Genomic DNA, 17,856 nt, shown 5'->3' with positions numbered 1-17,856 from the left:
GTGATATGGGCGGTTGCCCCCGCGTTCAGTATTTCGGAAGCGAATTTGTTGATGAAAAGCCAAACCGATGCTGCCGGCAGAACGGCGGCCGAGGTAGTGACGCAATTGCCTGTGCCCTCGCGCCTGGGCATGCTGCGTTTCGAGCGGCTTAATGAAGCCAATTGGGCGCTACTGTTCCTCGATCCCAACTGTGAAAAACAGCTCGGCCTGGCTGCCGTGGATCTCTGCGCGCTGATCGGTTCACCCTACGCAAGCCTGATGGAACCCGAGGCGCGCTATCAACTGCACGACGAGATCCAGGCGCAACTGGCGACCTCGTCCCATTATTCGATCCGCTATACCCTCCACACCCCTTCAGGCCCGCTCGGCCTGCTGGAGATCGGTGAAGCCTACAAACAGCACAATCGCCAGTTACTGCGCGGCTACTTTCTGGTGGTCGGCAGCCTGGGGCTGGAGGGCTTTGCCGAGGGCGAGCAGGTCACCGGCGGCGACCTGGAAACCCAGAACTCGCGCCTGCAGATTGCCCTGGAACTCAACCAGCGTGCGCAACGCGATCAGCTGGCGCATCTGGAACGAGTGCGGGCGCAACAGGAACTGATCCTGCGCCTGACCCGCCAGCGCTACAGCACACTCAATTCGGTGCAGGAAGCCGCCGAACTGATCACCAAGAGCGCCTGCGACATCTACGATGTAGACCGTGCGGGCATCTGGAGCCTGCACGACAAAGAACTGGTGTCGATTGCCGACTACGTTCGCCGGACCGGGGATTACCAGGACCGCAAGCCGATCGATATCGGTCTTTACCCAAGCTATCTGGAAGCCCTGCACAACAGCCGTGCCATCGATGCCAGCGACGTGCAGAACGACCCGCGCACCCGCAAGATGGCCGAAGCTCTGGCTCCGCTGGGTATCCACGCGATCCTCGACGCCAGTATCCGCATCGATGGCCAGGTGGTCGGCGTGCTGTGCCTGGAGCAGACCGGCTCGACCCGCGAGTGGCAATCGGACGAAATCACCTTTGCCGGTGAACTGGCCGATCAGTTCGCCCAGGTCATCAACAACCACAACCGGCGCGCCGCCACCAATGCCCTGCATCTGTTCCAGCGAGCGGTGGAGCAAAGCGCCAATGCCTTCCTGCTGGTCAACTGCGACGGCGTGGTCGAGTACGTCAACCCAAGCTTTACCGCCATTACCCAATACAGCTCCGATGAAGTCCACGGCCACAAGCTGTCGGAACTGCCGGCGCTGGAGAATCTCAACGAGCTGCTGCTGGACGCCAATTCCAGCCTGGCCAACAGCAACAGCTGGCAAGGCGAGTTCAAGAGCCGCCGCAAGAACCTGGAACCGTACTGGGGTCAGCTGTCGATCTCCAAGGTCTACGGCGACAATCGTGAGCTGACCCATTACATCGGCATCTACGAAGACATCACCCAATCCAAGCTCGCGCAACAGCGCATCGAGCGCCTGGCCTACACCGACAACCTGACCAACCTGGGCAACCGCCCGGCGTTCATCCGCAACCTGGACGAGCGTTTCGCCCGCGACACCGACTCGCACATGAGCCTGTTGCTGGTGGACATCGACAACTTCAAGCGGATCAACGACAGCCTCGGCCACCAGACCGGCGACAAGCTGTTGATCAGCCTTGCCCGGCGCCTGCGCAACACCCTCAGCCCGTCCGACGTGCTGGCGCGATTTGCCAGTAACGAATTCGCCGTGCTGCTGGACCACACCGGACTGGAAGCCGGCCAGAGCATTGCCAGCCAGGTGCTGGCGACCCTGGACAAGCCGATGTTCGTCGACAACCAGCTGATCAGCGTGACCGGCTCGGTGGGCCTGGCCTGCGCGCCGCTGCATGGCCGCGACCCGCAAACCCTGATGAAAAACGCAGGTCTTGCGCTGCACAAGGCCAAGGCCAACGGCAAGCATCAGGTTCAGGTGTTCACCGAAGCGCTCAATGCCGAAGCCAGCTACAAGCTGTTCGTCGAGAACAACCTGCGCCGCGCCTTGACCCAGAACGAACTGGAAGTCTTCTACCAGCCCAAGCTGTGCCTGCGCACCGGCCGCCTGCTGGGCATGGAAGCGTTGCTGCGCTGGAACCATCCGGAAAAGGGCATGATCCGTCCGGATCAGTTCATCAGCGTTGCCGAGGAGACCGGGCTGATCATACCGATCGGCAAGTGGGTGGCGCGCCAGTCCTGTCGCATGAGTAAGGAACTGACCGCCGCCGGATTCGGCAATCTTCAAGTGGCGATCAACGTGTCGCCCAAGCAGTTCTCCGATCCTGAACTGGTGTCCTCCATCGCGGCCATCCTGCGCGAAGAACAGCTCGACGCCTCGTTGCTGGAGCTGGAGCTGACCGAGGGCCTGCTGCTGGAAGCCACCGAAGACACCCGCCTGCAACTGGACTCGCTCAAGCGTCTGGGTCTGTCCCTGGCGATGGATGACTTCGGGACCGGTTACTCGTCGTTCAGCTACCTGAAGAAATTCCCCATCGATGTGATCAAGATCGACCGCAGCTTCATCCGCGACATTCCGGATGATCAGGACGACATGGAAATTACCTCCGCCGTGATCGCCATGGCTCACAACCTCAAGCTCAAGGTCGTGGCCGAAGGCATCGAGACCGCCGCGCAACTGGCGTTCCTGCGCCGCCACCGCTGCGATGTCGGGCAAGGTTATCTGTTCGACAAACCGATCCCCGGCCAGGAACTGATCGAGAAGCTGCACCGCTACTCTCGTCGTCCGTAAGCGGGCAACCCTTCCTGCGCCCTGCACTCTGGGGCAAACTGTCGGTCCGTTTTCATACGGCAGCACTTGTCTGCGCGGCTGACCGGCCCCATGTTGGTACGCTCATTCGTCCTGGCCCTGCTGCCTGTCTCACATCGAGAGGATATGGTTCATGACTCTGCGCTCGGAAATTCTGGTGAACAAGAACGTACTCCCTACCGCCGACCAGGCACTGCCGGGCCGCGAAACCGCCATGGCGGTTCCTGAACAGCATTACGTCAACGGCAACCCACTGCTGGGCCCGTTTCCCGGCAATGTGGAATTCGCCATCTTTGGCATGGGCTGCTTCTGGGGCGCCGAACGTCGCCTGTGGCAACAGGAAGGCGTGTTCAGCACGGCAGTAGGCTACGCCGGCGGCCTGACGCCGAACCCGACCTACGAAGAAGTCTGCTCGGGCCTGACCGGCCACAGCGAAGTGGTGCTGGTGGTCTACGAACCGGAGAAGATCAGCTACGAATCGCTGCTCAAGGTTTTCTGGGAAGCGCACAACCCGACTCAGGGCATGCGTCAGGGCAACGACATCGGCACTCAGTACCGCTCGGTGATCTACTGCACCAAGCCGGAACAGCTGGAAGCGGCCAGGGCCAGCGAGAAGGCATTCCAGGAAGAACTGAGCAAAGCCGGCCTGGGCTCGATCACCACCGAAATCGCCGAAGCCCCGACCTTCTTCTTCGCCGAGGCGTACCACCAGCAATACCTGGCCAAGAATCCCCAAGGCTATTGCGGCCTGGGCGGCACCGGGGTCTGCCTGCCGGCATAACCGCAATCCCTGTAGGAGCAAGCTTGCTCGCGAAGGCTTGGCGCTACAGCTTCATCGCCTGAACGGGCCTTTTCGCCAGCAAGCCGGCTCGCCGCCCGCTTGCTCCTGCGGAATTCGCGAAGCTCTGCGGCATTTGTCTTGCATGCGACCGCCATACCGGAACCCACAAGGTCGCCCGGCCGCTACCGAACCGCCCTCATGAAGGAGCCAGTCCGCATGTTCGATTTCTCCGCGCCGCTCAAGCAGCGGTTCGCCGCCTTGCAGAGTTCTGCGCAATTCTTTTCCCTGCGCTATGTCCGCCGCACCAGCCAGCATTTGTGCGTGCGCAAGAACGTTGCCGAACCGCCTTCACTGGGCAGCGATGAAGGCGCGATGCTGACGGTGCGCCTCAATGGCGTCGAAGCCTATGCAGCCACCAACGACCTGTCCCTGCGCGGTTTGCAGGCCGCTTTGCAGCAGGCCGAAGCCATGGCCCGGCGAATCGCTCCCCATGCCCTGCTGAACCTGAGCGAGCAGACCGTCTCCAGCGCCAAGGGCGATTACCTGTCGCCGCACCTGCACGAGCCGTTTCCTTCGCTGGCCGACTGTCTGGGCATGCTGATGGCTGAATCCCATGCCGTACCGGCCGATGAGCGACTGGTGGACTGGCAAGCCAGCCTGGGACTGGAGAACGTCGAACAGATTTACCTCAATAACGCAGGCGCCGAGATTCGTCAGGCCCAGCGCTTTGTCTATCCGGGCATGACCGTCACCGCCTACGACGGCCACGACAGCCAGACCCGCAGCCTGGGCCGGGACAACTTCGGTCAACAGGGCGGCATAGAAGTCATGACTTCCTGCGGCCTGCTGGATGCCGCCGTCAAAGTGGCCGACCAAGCGCTGCAACTGATCCTGGCGCCCAACACGCCGAGCGGCCCTCGCGACCTGCTGCTGATGCCTGACCAGATGGTGTTGCAGATCCACGAGTCCATCGGCCATCCGCTGGAGCTGGACCGCATCCTGGGCGACGAGCGCAACTATGCCGGCACCAGCTTCGTCAAGCCGAGCGACTTCGGCACCCTGCAATACGGCTCGAAGCTGCTCAACGTGACATTCGATCCCGATATCCCGGAACAGCTTGCCAGCTACAGCCATGACGATGACGGCAGCGCGGCCAGCAAACAATTCCTGATCCGCGACGGCCTGCTGCAACGGCCACTGGGCGGCGCGCTGTCGCAATACCGCAGCGGCTTGCCGGGAGTCGCCAACAGCCGCGCCTCCAGCTGGAACAGGGCGCCGATTGACCGCATGGCCAACCTCAATATCGAGCCGGGCGACCAGTCGATGGACAGCCTGATCGGCAATATCGAGCACGGCATCCTGATGTCGACCAACCGCTCCTGGTCCATCGACGATGCGCGCAACAAGTTCCAGTTCGGCTGCGAGTGGGGCCAGTTGATCGAAAACGGCGAACTCAAGGGCGTGGTCAAGAACCCCAACTACCGGGCGATTTCCGCGCATTTCTGGAAAAGCCTCAGCGCCGTGGGCGATGCCAGCACCTTCAAGGTCCTCGGTACGCCGAACTGCGGCAAGGGCGAACCCAATCAGGTGATCCGCGTCGGCCATGCTTCGCCGGCCTGCGTGTTCGCCAACGTGGACGTATTCGGAGGGGATGCCTGATGTCGCATCAACAGCAATTCGAGTCGCTGGTGGCGGCGCTCAACTCAGCGCGCCGTCCGGATGAACAGTTCACACTGGCCTACAACGCCGAAGCGTCGGACTTTATCCGCTTCAATCACGGCCAGGTTCGACAAGCCGGGCATGTGCAACAGGCCGGTGTGACGCTCAAGCTGATCAACGACGGCCGCCATGCCAATCTTGACCTGACGCTGTCCGGCGATGCCGATACCGATAACCGGCGCCTAACCGAAGCCTTGCAGCAACTGCGGGAAACCTTGCCGTCACTGGCTCAGGACCCGTACCTGCTGCCCAACACCGACGCCTGGAACACGCACAGCCTTCAGGCTGCTCCGTTGCCCGACAGTGGTGACGTGGTAGCGCGCATCGACGAACTGTCCGGTGACCTGGATCTGGTGGGCATTTACGCCGCCGGGCCGATCTATCGCGGGTTTGCCAGCTCCTGGGGCGCGCTGGGTTGGCATCAGGCCAACAGTTTCAATTTCGACTGGAGCCTGTTTCACGAAAACGGCCAGGCCGTCAAAGCCAACTATGCAGGCCATGACTGGGACGCCGCTGCGTTCGACCGCCGCTTCGAGCAGGCCCGCCAGCAGCTGGAGTTTCTCGGCCGCCCGCTGCGTACCCTGGAGCCTGGTCAGTACCGTGCGTACCTGGCGCCGGCTGCGCTGGAGGAAATCATCGGCATGCTGTGCTGGGGCGGCTTTTCCGCGCAGTCCATCGCCAGCAAGCGCAGCCCGTTGCAACGGCTGTACGCCGAGGAAGCCCGGTTCGGCCCGCTGGTCAGTCTGGATGAACAGGTCAGCGGCTCGCTCTCGCCGGCGTTTTCCCATGAAGGTTACCCGCGCAAAGACTTGCCATTGATTGTCGAAGGTCGGGCCGGTGAACGCCTGGTGGACTCCACCAGCGCTGCCGAATACGGCTTGCAGGCCAACGGTGCGGACTATGGCGAGACGCCCAGTGCCTTGAGCATGGCGGGTGGCACGCTGGGACTGGACGACGTGCTGCAACAGCTCGGCACCGGGCTGTATATCAGCAATCTCTGGTACCTGAACTTCTCGGACCGCGCCGCTGCGCGCCTGACCGGCATGACCCGTTTCGCGACGTTCTGGGTGGAGGATGGCCGGATCGTTGCGCCGGTCAGCACCATGCGTTTCGACGACAGCGCCTTCAGCTTGTTGGGCACCGCCCTGGAGAATCTCACCACAGAGCGGGAACTCATCCTGTCGGCAAGTACCTATAGTCAACGCCAGACAGCTTCCAATCACCTTCCCGGAGCGCTGATCAGCCAACTGACCCTGACTCTGTAGTAGGCCTGAATGCCCATATCGACGCCTCATCTGGACGAGAAGACCCTGCGATGGATGCCCTGGGTCATCGCTATCGCGTTCTTCATGCAAAGCCTGGACGGCACGATCCTCAATACGGCTCTACCGTCCATGGCCGCCTCGCTGGCCGAAGATCCACTGCGCATGCAGTCGGTGGTCATCGCCTACATGCTGACCATCGCCTTGCTGATTCCTGCGTCGGGCTGGATTGCCGACCGGTTCGGGATCAAACGGATCTTCTTCAGTGCGATTCTGCTGTTCAGCTTCGGCTCGCTGCTGTGCGCGCTGTCCAACACGCTGGACATGCTGGTCGGCGCGCGGATCATTCAGGGTTTCGGCGGGGCGCTGATGCTGCCCATCGGGCGCCTGATCGTGCTGCGCGTCTATCCGCGCTCGGAGCTGGTGCGGATCATGGGCTTCATCACCGTGCCCGGCCTGCTCGGCCCATTGCTTGGCCCGACACTGGGCGGCTGGATGGTCGAGTACCTGAGCTGGCACTGGATCTTCCTGATCAATATCCCGGTGGGCATTCTGGGCTGCTACGCGGTCCAGCACTTCATTCCCGACATCGCCGGCGGCGCGCGCACGCGTTTCGACGGGGTAGGCTTCATTCTGTTCGGAGCGGCGATGGTGCTGATCACCATCGCGCTGGAAGGTCTGGGCGAACTGCACTTGCCGCACATGCGCGTGGTTTTGCTGCTGTTCGCCGGGCTGGGTTGTCTGGCAGCGTACTGGCTGCGGGCCGGGCATATCGAATTCCCGCTGTTCGCGCCCTCGCTGTTTCGCACCCGCACTTTTGCGGTGGGCATTCTGGGCAATCTGTTTGCGCGCCTGGGCAGCGGCTCGTTGCCGTTTCTGGTGCCGTTGCTGCTGCAAGTCGCGCTGGGCTATTCGCCGTCCCAAGCCGGGATGAGCATGCTGCCGCTGGCGGCTGCCGGGATGTTCGCCAAGACCGTGGCGCGCTGGCTGATCGAGCACTTGGGCTATCGCGTGATCCTGACCGGCAATACATTGCTGCTCGGCGTGCTGCTGGCGAGCCTGGCACTGGTCGACCAGCAAACGCCGTACTGGGTATTGCTCGTACATCTGGGCCTGCTGGGTGCGGTGAACTCACTGCAATTCACCGCCATGAACACCGTGACGCTGATCGACCTGGACGACGCCAGTGCCGCCAGCGGCAACAGTTTGCTGTCGGTCGTCGCGCAACTGGCCCTGAGCCTGGGCGTGGCCAGTGCGGCGGCATTGCTGGGCGGTTTCACCGAGGACCTGGGCGACAACGTGCTCGAAGCGTTCCAGCTGACCTTCCTGAGCGTCGGCGTGCTGGCGGTCTTCGCGGCAGGGATCTTCCTGCAATTGCCGGGGCGCGAGGCCAAGGCTGCAACAGCGCCGTGAGCCTCATCCGTCTTGCTGGCGAAGGCGACATGAAGCAGGTGGTGCTGCCTTTTATCGCCAATGGCATCTGGGCGGTGTTCATGACCTGATACACTGCGCGACATTTTTGTTTTGCAGGTCCATCGTCGTGACTAACACCGCTTTCAATACTCTGCCCCTGTCCGCCGCCATGCTGGCTAACCTTGAGTCGCTTGGTTATGCCGAGATGACGCCGATCCAGGCGCAGAGCCTGCCGGTGATTCTCAAGGGCATGGACCTGATCGCGCAGGCCAAGACCGGTAGCGGCAAGACCGCAGCCTTCGGCATCGGGCTGCTGAACCCGATCAACCCGCGCTTCTTCGGCTGCCAGGCACTGGTGCTGTGCCCGACCCGCGAGCTGGCCGACCAGGTTGCCAAGGAAATCCGTCGTCTGGCGCGCTCCGAAGACAACATCAAGGTGCTGACCCTGTGCGGCGGCGTGTCTTTCGGCCCGCAAATCGGCTCGCTGGAACACGGCGCGCATATCATCGTCGGCACGCCCGGCCGCATCCAGCAGCACCTGCGCAAGGGCTCACTGGTGCTGGACGGCTTGAACACGCTGATCCTCGACGAAGCCGACCGTATGCTCGACATGGGTTTCTATGACGCCATCGCCGATATCATCGAGCAGACCCCGCAACGCCGTCAGACCCTGCTGTTCTCGGCCACCTACCCGGTCGGCATCAAGCAACTGGCCTCCAGGTTCATGCGCGACCCGCAGACCGTAAAGGTCGAAGCGCTGCATGCCGACAGCCAGATCGAGCAGATTTTCTACGAAATTTCCCCGGAACAGCGCCTGGAAGCGGTGGTGAAAGTGCTCGGCCATTTCCGCCCGGTATCCTGCGTGGCGTTCTGCTTTACCAAGCAGCAGGTTCAGGAAGTGGTCGATCACCTGACCGCCAAAGGCATGTCGGCCGTCGGCCTGCATGGCGATCTGGAGCAGCGCGACCGTGACCAGGTGCTGGCGATGTTCGCCAACCGCAGCACTTCGGTGCTGGTGGCCACTGACGTTGCCGCACGCGGTCTGGACATCGACGCGCTGGACATGGTGATCAACGTCGAGCTGGCCCGGGATTCGGAAATCCACATTCACCGGGTTGGCCGTACTGGCCGCGCCGGGGAAACCGGTATTGCGGTCAGTCTGGTCGCGCCGTCGGAAAGCCAGCGTGCCCGCGCTATTGAAGAGTTGCAGAAGGCGCCGCTGAACTGGCAGCAGTACGATCAGTTGAGCATCAAGGAAGGCGGCAAGCTGCTGCCGGTCATGACCACCCTGTGCATCGGTTCCGGCCGCAAGGACAAGCTGCGCCCCGGCGACATTCTGGGCGCGCTGACCGGCGAAGCCGGGATTCCGGGCGCTCAGGTGGGCAAAATCGCGATCTTCGACTTCCAGGCCTATGTCGCCGTCGAGCGCAGCATGGCCAAGCAAGCGCTGGAGCGCCTGAACAACGGCAAGATCAAGGGCAAATCCCTGCGCGTGCGGATTCTCTGAAGCGCTCTTGAAAATCCCATGAAACCTGTGGGAGGGAGTTTGCTCGCGACAGTGGTTTTCAGGCGCCACCATTGCTGCGGTGGCACCGGCCTCGTCGCGAGCAAGCTCCCACCCAGCCCGGAAATCTGCTTTCCCCGAGGAACCAAGCTGTGCCCGTTACCGACGTAGTTATCATTGGCGCTGGCGCCGCAGGTTTGATGTGCGCATTCACTGCCGCCGCTCGCGGGCGCAAAGTGATGTTGATCGATCACGCCAACAAGCCGGGCAAGAAAATCCTGATGTCCGGCGGCGGGCGCTGCAACTTCACCAACATGTACACCGAGCCGGCCAACTTCCTGTCGCAGAACACGCATTTCTGCAAATCGGCGCTGGCCCGCTACACCCAGTGGGATTTCATCGCGATGGTTGCCAAACATGGCGTGCCATATCACGAGAAGAAGCTGGGCCAGTTGTTCTGCGACAACAAGTCCAGCGACATCCTCGACATGCTCCTGGAAGAATGCCGTCAGGCAGGTGCCAGCCTGCACATGGACACCTCCGTTCAGCAGATCGAAAAGACCGAAACCGGCTACAGCCTGGAAACCACGCTGGGCACGTTGCATTGCCAGTCGCTGGTGATCGCCACCGGCGGTCTGTCGATTCCGACGCTGGGCGCCACCGGCTTCGGCTATCAGGTCGGCAAACAGTTCGGCCATAGCCTGCTGCCGACCCGCGCCGGGCTGGTGCCGTTCACCATTACCGATCAGCTCAAGGATTTGTGCGTCGAGCTGTCCGGCACGTCGGTGGATTGCCTGGTCAGCTGCAACGACACCAGTTTCCGGGAAAACATCCTGTTCACCCACCGCGGCCTCAGCGGTCCGGCGATCCTGCAGATTTCCTCGTTCTGGCAACCGGGCGACACGGTGCAGATCAACCTGCTGCCGGACCATGACGTGCCGCACTGGCTGGCGCAGCAACAGGCCGAGCGCCCGAACAGCGAACTCAAGACGTTGCTGGGGGAAATCTTCACCAAGAAGATGGCCAACCTGATCGCCGAACACTGGTTCGTTTCCAAGCCGATGAAGCAGTACACCCATGCCGAACTGGCGGATATCGCCGGGAAACTGGCGAACTGGGAGGTGGTGCCCGCCGGAACCGAAGGTTATCGAACGGCGGAAGTGACGCTGGGTGGCATCGATACGCGGGAAGTGTCTTCCAAGACCATGGAATCGCTAAAGTCACCGGGGCTGTATTTCGTCGGTGAGGTACTGGATGTCAGCGGCCATCTAGGCGGCTTTAACTTCCAGTGGGCCTGGGCGTCGGCCTACGCCGCGGCGCAATACGTCTGATCCCGAGCGCGCGGCATAGCGACGCAGCCCGGTAATTGTCGCGCATTCCGGAACAAATTTTGCGTGACCGATGTACAGCCCGACGTCAGGTCTGTACATATTCTGCTGCAGAATCGATCAATTGCGAAAAGGCCGTCATTTCATTCATGGCATCGACATCTCTCCGTCATTCGTTCCGCCGGTTGTGGGCGCTGGATAAATTCAGTTACAGCGTGCGGGTTTTCATCGCGCTGACCGGCAGCATGGCGCTGTGCTGGTACCAGAATGAGATGAACCTGTTGATCCCGCTGTTCTTGGGGATCATCGCCTGCGCCCTGGCCGAGACCGATGACAGCTGGCAGGGTCGCCTCAACGCGCTGGCCGTGACGCTGGTGTGTTTCAGCATCGCGGCGCTGGCGGTCGAATTGCTGTTTCCCTACCCGTGGCTGTTCGTGTGCGCGATGGCGCTGGCCAGTTTCAGCCTGACCATGCTCGGTGCGCTGGGCGAACGCTATGGCGCGATTGCCTACGGAACCCTGATTCTGTCGGTGTACACCATGATCGGTGTCGATCAGCGCGGCGGCGTGGTGGTGGATTTCTGGCATGAGCCAATGCTGCTGGTGGCAGGCGCGGCGTGGTACGGACTGCTGTCGGTACTGTGGCAGATGCTGTTTTCCAACCAGCCCGTGCAACAGGCGCTGGCGCGGTTGTTTCGTGAACTGGGGCAATACCTCAAGCTCAAATCGACCCTGTTCGAGCCGCTGCGCACCCTTGACGTCGAGGCACGCCGTCTGGAGCTGGCGCGGCAGAACGGCCGGGTGGTCGCCGCGCTGAACTCCACCAAGGAGATCATTCTGCACCGGGTCGGCAGCGGCAGGCCGGGCTCCAAGGTCAGTCGTTACCTGAAGCTGTATTTCATTGCCCAGGACATCCACGAGCGCGCCAGCTCCTCGCACTACCCCTACAACTCGTTGGCCGAAGCCTTCTTCCACAGTGACGTGCTGTTTCGCTGCCAGCGCCTGCTGCGCCAGCAGGGCGTGGCGTGCCAGGTGCTGTCCGAATCCATCCAGCTGCGCCAGCCGTTCGTGTACGACCCGCATTTCGCCGAGGCCATGGAAGACCTGCACGCTTCGCTGGAACACCTGCGCATCCAGAGCAACCCGGCCTGGCGCGGGCTGTTGCGCTCGTTGCGCGCGCTGGCGGCCAACCTGACCACCCTCGACCGGCTGATCAGTGATGCCAGCAACCCTGACGCGCTTGCCGAGGCCAGCGACAGCTCGTTGCTGGATCGTTCGCCACGCACGTTGAAAGACGTGTGGATGCGCCTGCGCCTGCAGATGACGCCGACCTCGCTGCTGTTTCGTCACGCGCTGCGCCTGCCGCTGGCGTTGACCGTCGGCTACGCCATGGTGCATTTGATCCATCCGTCGCAAGGCTACTGGATTCTGCTGACCACGGTGTTCGTCTGCCAGCCGAGCTACGGCGCGACCCGCCTCAAACTGGGGCAGCGGATCATCGGCACGGCGATTGGCCTGACCATCGGCTGGGCACTGTTCGCCCTGGTGACCAGCCCGATTCTGCAATCGATGTGTGCGGTGATCGCCGGCGTGGTGTTCTTCGTCAACCGCACCCATCGCTACACGCTGTCGACGGCGGCCATCACGATCATGGTGCTGTTCTGCTTCAACCAGGTGGGCGACGGCTACGGACTGTTCCTGCCGCGCCTGTTCGACACGCTGCTGGGCAGCCTGATCGCGGGCCTGGCGGTGTTCCTGTTCCTGCCGGACTGGCAAGGCCGACGCCTGAACAAGGTGCTGGCCAACACCCTGACCTGCAACAGCATCTATCTGCGCCAGATCATGCAGCAATACGCCAAAGGCAAGAGTGACGACCTGGCTTATCGTCTGGCCCGACGCGACGCGCACAACGCTGACGCGGCGCTGTCCACGACTCTGGCAAACATGTTGATGGAGCCTGGGCACTTTCGTAAGGAAGCGGACGTCGGCTTCCGCTTCCTGGTGCTGTCCCACACGCTGCTCAGTTACCTGTCGGGCCTGGGCGCGCACCGCGACACTCAATTACCGGCCGACGTGCATGAACAGTTGATCGACGGCGCCGGTGCGACCCTGGCCGCCCGCATCGACGAAATCGCCCGCAGCCTTGCGGAGAAACAGCCCGTAGCGGTACAGAGCGACGAGGAAGACGCGCTGGCCACCCAACTGGAACAGATGCCGGATGAGCTGGATGAAAGCCAGCGTCTGGTACAGACCCAACTGGCGTTGATCTGCCGCCAGCTGGCGCCACTGCGCACGCTTGCCGCGCACCTGATCAAGGCGCCGGAACCCGTTACAGGCCATGCCGCCTGAACAGTTCGTCGTAGCTGCCGTCGGCTTTCATCGCCAGGATTTCCCGGTCGAACGCGGCGACGATCTCCGCATGCCGCGGGTTCTGGAGGCTGACGAGGATATGCAGACTGTTTTCAGTCAGTGAACCGGGCAGGAATTCGATCTGCTCGCGCACCTCGGCCGGCTCATGGGCGAGGCTGTGTCGGGCCACGTATTCGTCCTCCAGCGCCAGATCGACCCGACCTGCCGCCAGCATCCGCGCCGCCATCGAGAAGTTGTGCACCGGGAACTTCTTGAGCCTGGGATCGTTGTCAAAGGCCGGGAAATACGCATACCCGCGCACCACTGCAATCAGATAGTCATTCAACTGCGCCAGACTCTGGTAAGTGACGGGCGAGCCTTTGCGCTTGAGAAAGCGAATGCGATTGAGCAGGTACTCGTCGGAAAACTGGCCGATATGGGTGCGCTCGTAGCTGAACCAGGCGTTGATCAACACATCATGGCGGCCTTCGCGCAGACCCAGCATCGCGCGAGGCCAAGGCACCTCTTCGTACAAAGAGTCATAGCCGGCGCGGCGCAATGCGGTGCTGACGATATCGGTGGCCAGCCCGTTGTGAGGCAGCGTGGCATCCGTGAACGGCGGCCAGACGTCGGCGACCAGCCGCAGTTTCTCTGCGCCGCCCGCCTGGGCCATCAGCAGCATGCCCAATACCCCAACTGCCCGAAGCCATCGCGACATGCTCAAGTTCCCGAGAAATGGGCGCCAGGCCCAATACAACCCAATCGGCCGCAAAGCCGCAAACTACAGAAATGGCATCGCTGTTGATTGAAGTCGCAATTACCCGATTCAACAACCCGGCCCGCTTTTTTCCGGACTGGGATCGGTCGCCTGGAACCCGGCACATCCCCAGGAGCGAGCTTGCTCGCAAAGAGGCCGGGCAGCCGCAGCGAACGGGTTCCTGCGCAGCCAAGTGGACTTCGTATCTGTCGAGCCTGCTGGTTCACCCCGGGTGGGCACGGTTTTATTGGGAATGACGCCAGATACGTTTAGACTTCGCTTCTGGTTTCCCGGCGAGTCGGCAACATGTCTATCAATTGGATCTGCAAGCATCATACCGAGCTGAGCATCGAGCAGCTTTACGCCGTTCTCAAGCTGCGGGCCGAGGTGTTTGTGGTCGAGCAGCAGTGCGTGTACCTGGATGTGGACGGGCAGGACCTGCTCGGCGACACCTGCCACCTGATGGCCTGGCGCGAGGATCAACTGGTGGCTTACCTGCGCCTGCTGGACCCTATCCAGCAGGGCGGCGATGTGACCATCGGGCGCGTTGTCACTGCGCCGTCGATTCGCAGCCAGGGTATCGGCCACGAACTGATGGAACAGGCGCTGGAGCATGCCGAGCGCCAGTGGCCCGACCAGCCGATCTACCTGTCGGCGCAGGCGCACTTGCAGGGCTACTACAGCCGCTACGGCTTCAACGCCGTGGGCGAGGTCTACCTGGAAGACGACATTCCGCACATCGGCATGCGTCGCGACCTCGAATAACCGGGACAGCTCTGTAGCCTGCGCTTACGTGTGGGAGCGGACTTGTCCGCGAAGAGGCCGATGCAAACGAAACAGAGATGGCGCCTGGCGCGACGCGGCATCTCTATCGCCTGTCCCGCCCTCTTCGCGAGCAAGCTCGCTCCTACGGAACCGGGATTCGCGGGCCAATTGTAGGGTTTCGTTCAGGGATAGCCCAGCACCGTCTTGATGCTCTTCAGGTGTCGGGTGATCCAGGCCGGGTCAATTGCACCCCAGTCGCGCACCCGGTAATGGCCGGCGTGGTTGCGCGCACCTTCCTGCTGTTCGAATTCGCACTGAATGTCCAGATCAGCCAACGCTGCCAGCGTGTCCTGCGCAGTACGACGCGGCATGCCGGTGACCTCCATCAGCGCCGGCACACTGGTGGCGATACCGGAATCAATCAGGTACGCCACGTACAAGCGACGGTAGAAACTGCTTTTGGTCTTGCTGACCTCCATCCTTGAATCCTTGCTCTTGGGTTATTCGGTAATGGCCTTGCCGGAGGCCGACAGGTCGCGCCAGGTCAGGTAAATGCGCAGATCGAACTCGATCTGGTGATAGCCGGGCTGCATGTGCTCGCACAACTTGTAGAAAGCCTTGTTGTGGTCGGACTCTCTGAAATGCGCCAGTTCGTGAACCACGATCATGCGCAGGAACTCCGGCGGCGCATCCTTGAACAGCGAGGCGACGCGAATTTCGTTCTTGGCCTTGAGTTTGCCGCCCTGTACCCGCGAAACCTTGCTGTGCAGGCCCAAGGCACGATGAGTCAGGTCCAGGCGGTTATCGAACAGCACCTTGTCGATCCCCGACACATTACGCAGATGTTCCTGCTTCAACGCCAGCGCGTAGGCGTACAGCGCCTTGTCGCTCTGCACCTGATGACGGTCGGGATAGCGCTGCTGCAGGTAATCGCCCAGTTTGTCCTGGGCAATCAGCTGACGCACCTGATCCTGGAGCGCTGTCGGATAGGCTTGCAGGTACTTGAGCGGGGCGTGGGACTGGCTGGCCATTGATTCGGGACTGATGATTCAAAGGCGCCAGTCTAACTCACTCTCCCGTCATTCAGCCCTGATACTGAAATGGCGAAGGGAAGCGCAACGCCTCCTCCGGCACCATCGGCCGGGCCACGAAGAACCCCTGGATGACCTGGCAGCCGCTGTCGAGTAACCAGCGGTACTGCTCGGCGGTCTCGACGCCTTCGGCGATCACCAGCATCTCGAGGTTGCGACACAGGTCGATGATGCTGCGCGCCATCACCGCGTCCCGCGGATTGTCGAGCAACCGGGCGATGAAATGCCGATCGAGCTTGAGCGTATCGAGCTGCAGATTGCGCAGATGCGACAACGAACACTCACCGGTGCCGAAATCGTCAAGCGCCACCCGCACGCCGATGTCGTGAAGCTTTTCCAGCTGTTTGTGGCTATGCGTCAGGTTGTGCACCAACGAGTGTTCGGTGATTTCGACTTCGAGCTGCCCGGGCTTGAGCTCGAAGCGGTCCATCGCACGCTTGAGCTCCGCCACCAGGTTGGGCATGCAGAACTGCGTAGGGCTGACGCTCAGACTCAGCACCAGATCCGGCGCGAACACGCTGCTCCAGACCTGGCGCTGCTCCGCGCCCTGATCGAAGATCCAGCCGCCCAGCCGGTTGATCAGGCGCGTTTCTTCAAGCAACGGAATGAAGAGGGCCGGCGGCACCTCGCCCACACTGGGGTGCTGCCAGCGCAACAGTGCCTCGAAGCCGCGCAGGCGGCCGTCGGCTGCATAGACCTGCGGCTGATAGACCACCGAAAAGTCCTTGCCGTCGATGGCAGTGCGCACACTGTCTTCAAGCATCAACCGAGAGCGTGCCCGACCGTTCATGTTCTGGTCGTAGAATCGGTACTGCTGGCGACCGGCTCGCTTGGCTTCGTACATGGCGATGTCTGCCGCACGCAGCAGGCCGTCGAGATTGGCGCCGCACTCAGGGTAGGTGGCGATGCCGACACTGGCGCCGAGATTGATGTCGACGCCGTCGATCCGCTTGCGCACCGATACGCGCTCGATCAGCTTCTCGGCCACCTTCGCCGCCTGCTCCGGATAATCCAGGCCATCGATGACCACCGTGAATTCGTCACCACCCATTCGTGCGAGTACGTCATAGGGCCGCAGGCAGTCCCTGAGCTGCTCGGCGACCCACAGCAGGATCTGGTCGCCGGCGTCATGGCCCAGCGAATCGTTGATCTGCTTGAAGCCGTCCAGGTCCATGTAGATAACCACCAGAAACTTGTCCAGTTTCTCGTTGCGTACCAGCATGCCTTCGACGGTCTGGTAGAAGCCACGCCGGTTGAGCAGACCGGTCAGCGAATCGGTAACAGCCTGTTTTTCCAGTTGCTGATACAGGTCGCGAACCACCGACATATCCAGCACGGTCAAGACCATGGCCTTCTGCTCGGCTGGCAGCGGCGCACAGGACAACGCCGCCGGAAGCTGCAAGCCGTCGCTGGTGGTCAGGATCGCGTCGTGTACCCGGTAGGTGTCGCCCTTGCGGTACTGCTGATAAAAGCCCGAGTCCCGCCAGCTATCGGCCTGTGGTTCAAGCACGTAGTCGAGCACGCTGGAACCGCGCAATCGCTCGACATCGCTGTTGAGCAAACGGCAGATCGCCGGGTTGGCGAAGCTGATCCTGCCGTCTTCATCGACCACCAGAATGCCTTCGGCGACATTGGCCAGCACCGAGGCGTTGAACGCCCGCGCCGCCTCCAGCTCCAGAGTCAGCGTATGCAGCGCACGCCGATTGCGCTGCTGTTCGAGCAACGCATGCACCTTGGGCTTGAGCACATTGGGGTCGAAAGGTTTGAACAGGTAGTCGGTCGCCCCGCTGGCGTAACCCTTCTGTACCGCATCCTTGGACTGCTCATTGGCGGTCAGGAAAATGATGGGGGTCAGACGGGTGCGTTGGCTGCCGCGCATCAGGCGCGCAACTTCAAAGCCGTCCATGCCGGGCATCTGAACGTCCAGCAGGACCAGATCCACTTCCTGTTCCAGAAGAATCGTAAGCGCTTCGATCCCGGAACTGGCGGTGATGATGCGCCAGTCCGTCCGCTGCAGGACGGCGCACATGGTCACCAGGTTTTCCGGGTAGTCGTCTACGACCAGTAAAACAGAGGATCCATCATTGGGTTGGGGTTGCGCGCATTCCATGCTGCTTCT

The 17,856-nt window shown here is 61.9% G+C and carries 13 protein-coding genes; 9 read left to right on the top strand and 4 right to left on the bottom strand.

What is annotated here, in order from left to right:
- The first annotated feature begins 51 nt into the window (after positions 1 to 51).
- The 8 genes from EGJ27_RS06555 to yccS all read left to right on the top strand — a co-directional run bounded on the left by EGJ27_RS06555 (position 52) and on the right by yccS (position 13,124).
- Positions 52 to 2,751, top strand: a complete 2,700-nt coding sequence (locus tag EGJ27_RS06555) for a GGDEF and EAL domain-containing protein (protein ID WP_125829920.1) — start codon at positions 52 to 54, stop codon at positions 2,749 to 2,751.
- Between the two features lie 151 nt (positions 2,752 to 2,902).
- Entirely contained in the window at positions 2,903 to 3,550 is a 648-nt protein-coding gene (gene msrA, locus EGJ27_RS06550; RefSeq protein ID WP_125829919.1) for a peptide-methionine (S)-S-oxide reductase MsrA, read from the top strand.
- Between the two features lie 216 nt (positions 3,551 to 3,766).
- Positions 3,767 to 5,209 carry a TldD/PmbA family protein gene (locus EGJ27_RS06545; RefSeq protein ID WP_125829918.1) on the top strand — a complete coding sequence of 481 codons (1,443 nt, stop codon included), beginning with the start codon at positions 3,767 to 3,769 and terminating at the stop codon, positions 5,207 to 5,209.
- The gene (locus EGJ27_RS06540; RefSeq protein WP_125829917.1) at positions 5,209 to 6,534 is read left to right on the top strand and encodes a TldD/PmbA family protein; all 1,326 of its coding nucleotides are present in this window, start codon (positions 5,209 to 5,211) and stop codon (positions 6,532 to 6,534) included. Before EGJ27_RS06545 ends, EGJ27_RS06540 begins: the two co-directional genes overlap by 1 nt.
- 9 nt (positions 6,535 to 6,543) lie before the next feature.
- Positions 6,544 to 7,944, top strand: coding sequence for a multidrug transporter subunit MdtD (mdtD, locus tag EGJ27_RS06535; RefSeq protein WP_125829916.1), 1,401 nt, complete (start codon positions 6,544 to 6,546; stop codon positions 7,942 to 7,944).
- A gap of 127 nt (positions 7,945 to 8,071) precedes the next feature.
- Entirely contained in the window at positions 8,072 to 9,451 is a 1,380-nt protein-coding gene (dbpA, locus tag EGJ27_RS06530; protein WP_125829915.1) for an ATP-dependent RNA helicase DbpA, read from the top strand.
- Between the two features lie 149 nt (positions 9,452 to 9,600).
- Positions 9,601 to 10,779 carry an NAD(P)/FAD-dependent oxidoreductase gene (locus tag EGJ27_RS06525; RefSeq protein ID WP_125829914.1) on the top strand — a complete coding sequence of 393 codons (1,179 nt, stop codon included), beginning with the start codon at positions 9,601 to 9,603 and terminating at the stop codon, positions 10,777 to 10,779.
- Between the two features lie 146 nt (positions 10,780 to 10,925).
- On the top strand, positions 10,926 to 13,124 hold the full coding sequence (gene yccS / locus EGJ27_RS06520) for a YccS family putative transporter (RefSeq protein WP_125829913.1): 2,199 nt from the start codon (positions 10,926 to 10,928) through the stop codon (positions 13,122 to 13,124).
- Here the strand turns inward: yccS and EGJ27_RS06515 are convergent.
- Positions 13,105 to 13,842, bottom strand: a complete 738-nt coding sequence (locus tag EGJ27_RS06515; RefSeq protein ID WP_125829912.1) for an ABC transporter substrate-binding protein — start codon at positions 13,840 to 13,842, stop codon at positions 13,105 to 13,107. The two genes, yccS and EGJ27_RS06515, sit on opposite strands and share 20 nt — an antisense overlap.
- 345 nt (positions 13,843 to 14,187) lie before the next feature.
- Between EGJ27_RS06515 and EGJ27_RS06510 the strand changes: the two genes are divergently transcribed.
- Positions 14,188 to 14,646 carry a GNAT family N-acetyltransferase gene (locus EGJ27_RS06510; protein WP_125829911.1) on the top strand — a complete coding sequence of 153 codons (459 nt, stop codon included), beginning with the start codon at positions 14,188 to 14,190 and terminating at the stop codon, positions 14,644 to 14,646.
- A 182-nt stretch (positions 14,647 to 14,828) separates the two neighbouring features.
- On the opposite strand, the gene EGJ27_RS06505 is transcribed toward EGJ27_RS06510, so the two are convergent.
- Genes EGJ27_RS06505 through EGJ27_RS06495 form a run of 3 tightly spaced genes read right to left on the bottom strand, consistent with a single transcriptional unit; the run spans position 14,829 to position 17,847 of the window.
- On the bottom strand, positions 14,829 to 15,125 hold the full coding sequence (locus EGJ27_RS06505; protein WP_125829910.1) for a helix-turn-helix domain-containing protein: 297 nt from the start codon (positions 15,123 to 15,125) through the stop codon (positions 14,829 to 14,831).
- A gap of 21 nt (positions 15,126 to 15,146) precedes the next feature.
- Positions 15,147 to 15,677, bottom strand: a complete 531-nt coding sequence (locus EGJ27_RS06500; protein WP_125829909.1) for a YgjP-like metallopeptidase domain-containing protein — start codon at positions 15,675 to 15,677, stop codon at positions 15,147 to 15,149.
- Positions 15,678 to 15,729: 52 nt separating this feature from the next.
- Complete coding sequence (locus EGJ27_RS06495) at positions 15,730 to 17,847, bottom strand: EAL domain-containing protein (RefSeq protein WP_125829908.1); 2,118 nt, start codon at positions 17,845 to 17,847, stop codon at positions 15,730 to 15,732.
- Positions 17,848 to 17,856 lie beyond the last annotated feature (9 nt).

Source organism: Pseudomonas sp. v388, assembly GCF_003935425.1.
In the GTDB taxonomy this organism is placed as follows: Bacteria; Pseudomonadota; Gammaproteobacteria; order Pseudomonadales; family Pseudomonadaceae; genus Aquipseudomonas.
This window is presented reverse-complemented; position numbering and strand designations above follow the sequence as displayed.

Excerpts from the sequence above, each read along its gene's own strand:
- EGJ27_RS06505 (WP_125829910.1), bottom strand. The coding sequence starts at position 15,125 with ATGGAGGTCAGCAAGACCAAAAGCAGTTTCTACCGTCGCTTGTACGTG.
- mdtD (WP_125829916.1), top strand. The coding sequence starts at position 6,544 with ATGCCCATATCGACGCCTCATCTGGACGAGAAGACCCTGCGATGGATG.
- EGJ27_RS06545 (WP_125829918.1), top strand. The coding sequence starts at position 3,767 with ATGTTCGATTTCTCCGCGCCGCTCAAGCAGCGGTTCGCCGCCTTGCAG.
- EGJ27_RS06510 (WP_125829911.1), top strand. The coding sequence starts at position 14,188 with ATGTCTATCAATTGGATCTGCAAGCATCATACCGAGCTGAGCATCGAG.
- EGJ27_RS06500 (WP_125829909.1), bottom strand. The coding sequence starts at position 15,677 with ATGGCCAGCCAGTCCCACGCCCCGCTCAAGTACCTGCAAGCCTATCCG.
- EGJ27_RS06495 (WP_125829908.1), bottom strand. The coding sequence starts at position 17,847 with ATGGAATGCGCGCAACCCCAACCCAATGATGGATCCTCTGTTTTACTG.
- yccS (WP_125829913.1), top strand. The coding sequence starts at position 10,926 with ATGGCATCGACATCTCTCCGTCATTCGTTCCGCCGGTTGTGGGCGCTG.
- EGJ27_RS06555 (WP_125829920.1), top strand. The coding sequence starts at position 52 with ATGAAAAGCCAAACCGATGCTGCCGGCAGAACGGCGGCCGAGGTAGTG.
- msrA (WP_125829919.1), top strand. The coding sequence starts at position 2,903 with ATGACTCTGCGCTCGGAAATTCTGGTGAACAAGAACGTACTCCCTACC.
- EGJ27_RS06515 (WP_125829912.1), bottom strand. The coding sequence starts at position 13,842 with ATGTCGCGATGGCTTCGGGCAGTTGGGGTATTGGGCATGCTGCTGATG.
- EGJ27_RS06540 (WP_125829917.1), top strand. The coding sequence starts at position 5,209 with ATGTCGCATCAACAGCAATTCGAGTCGCTGGTGGCGGCGCTCAACTCA.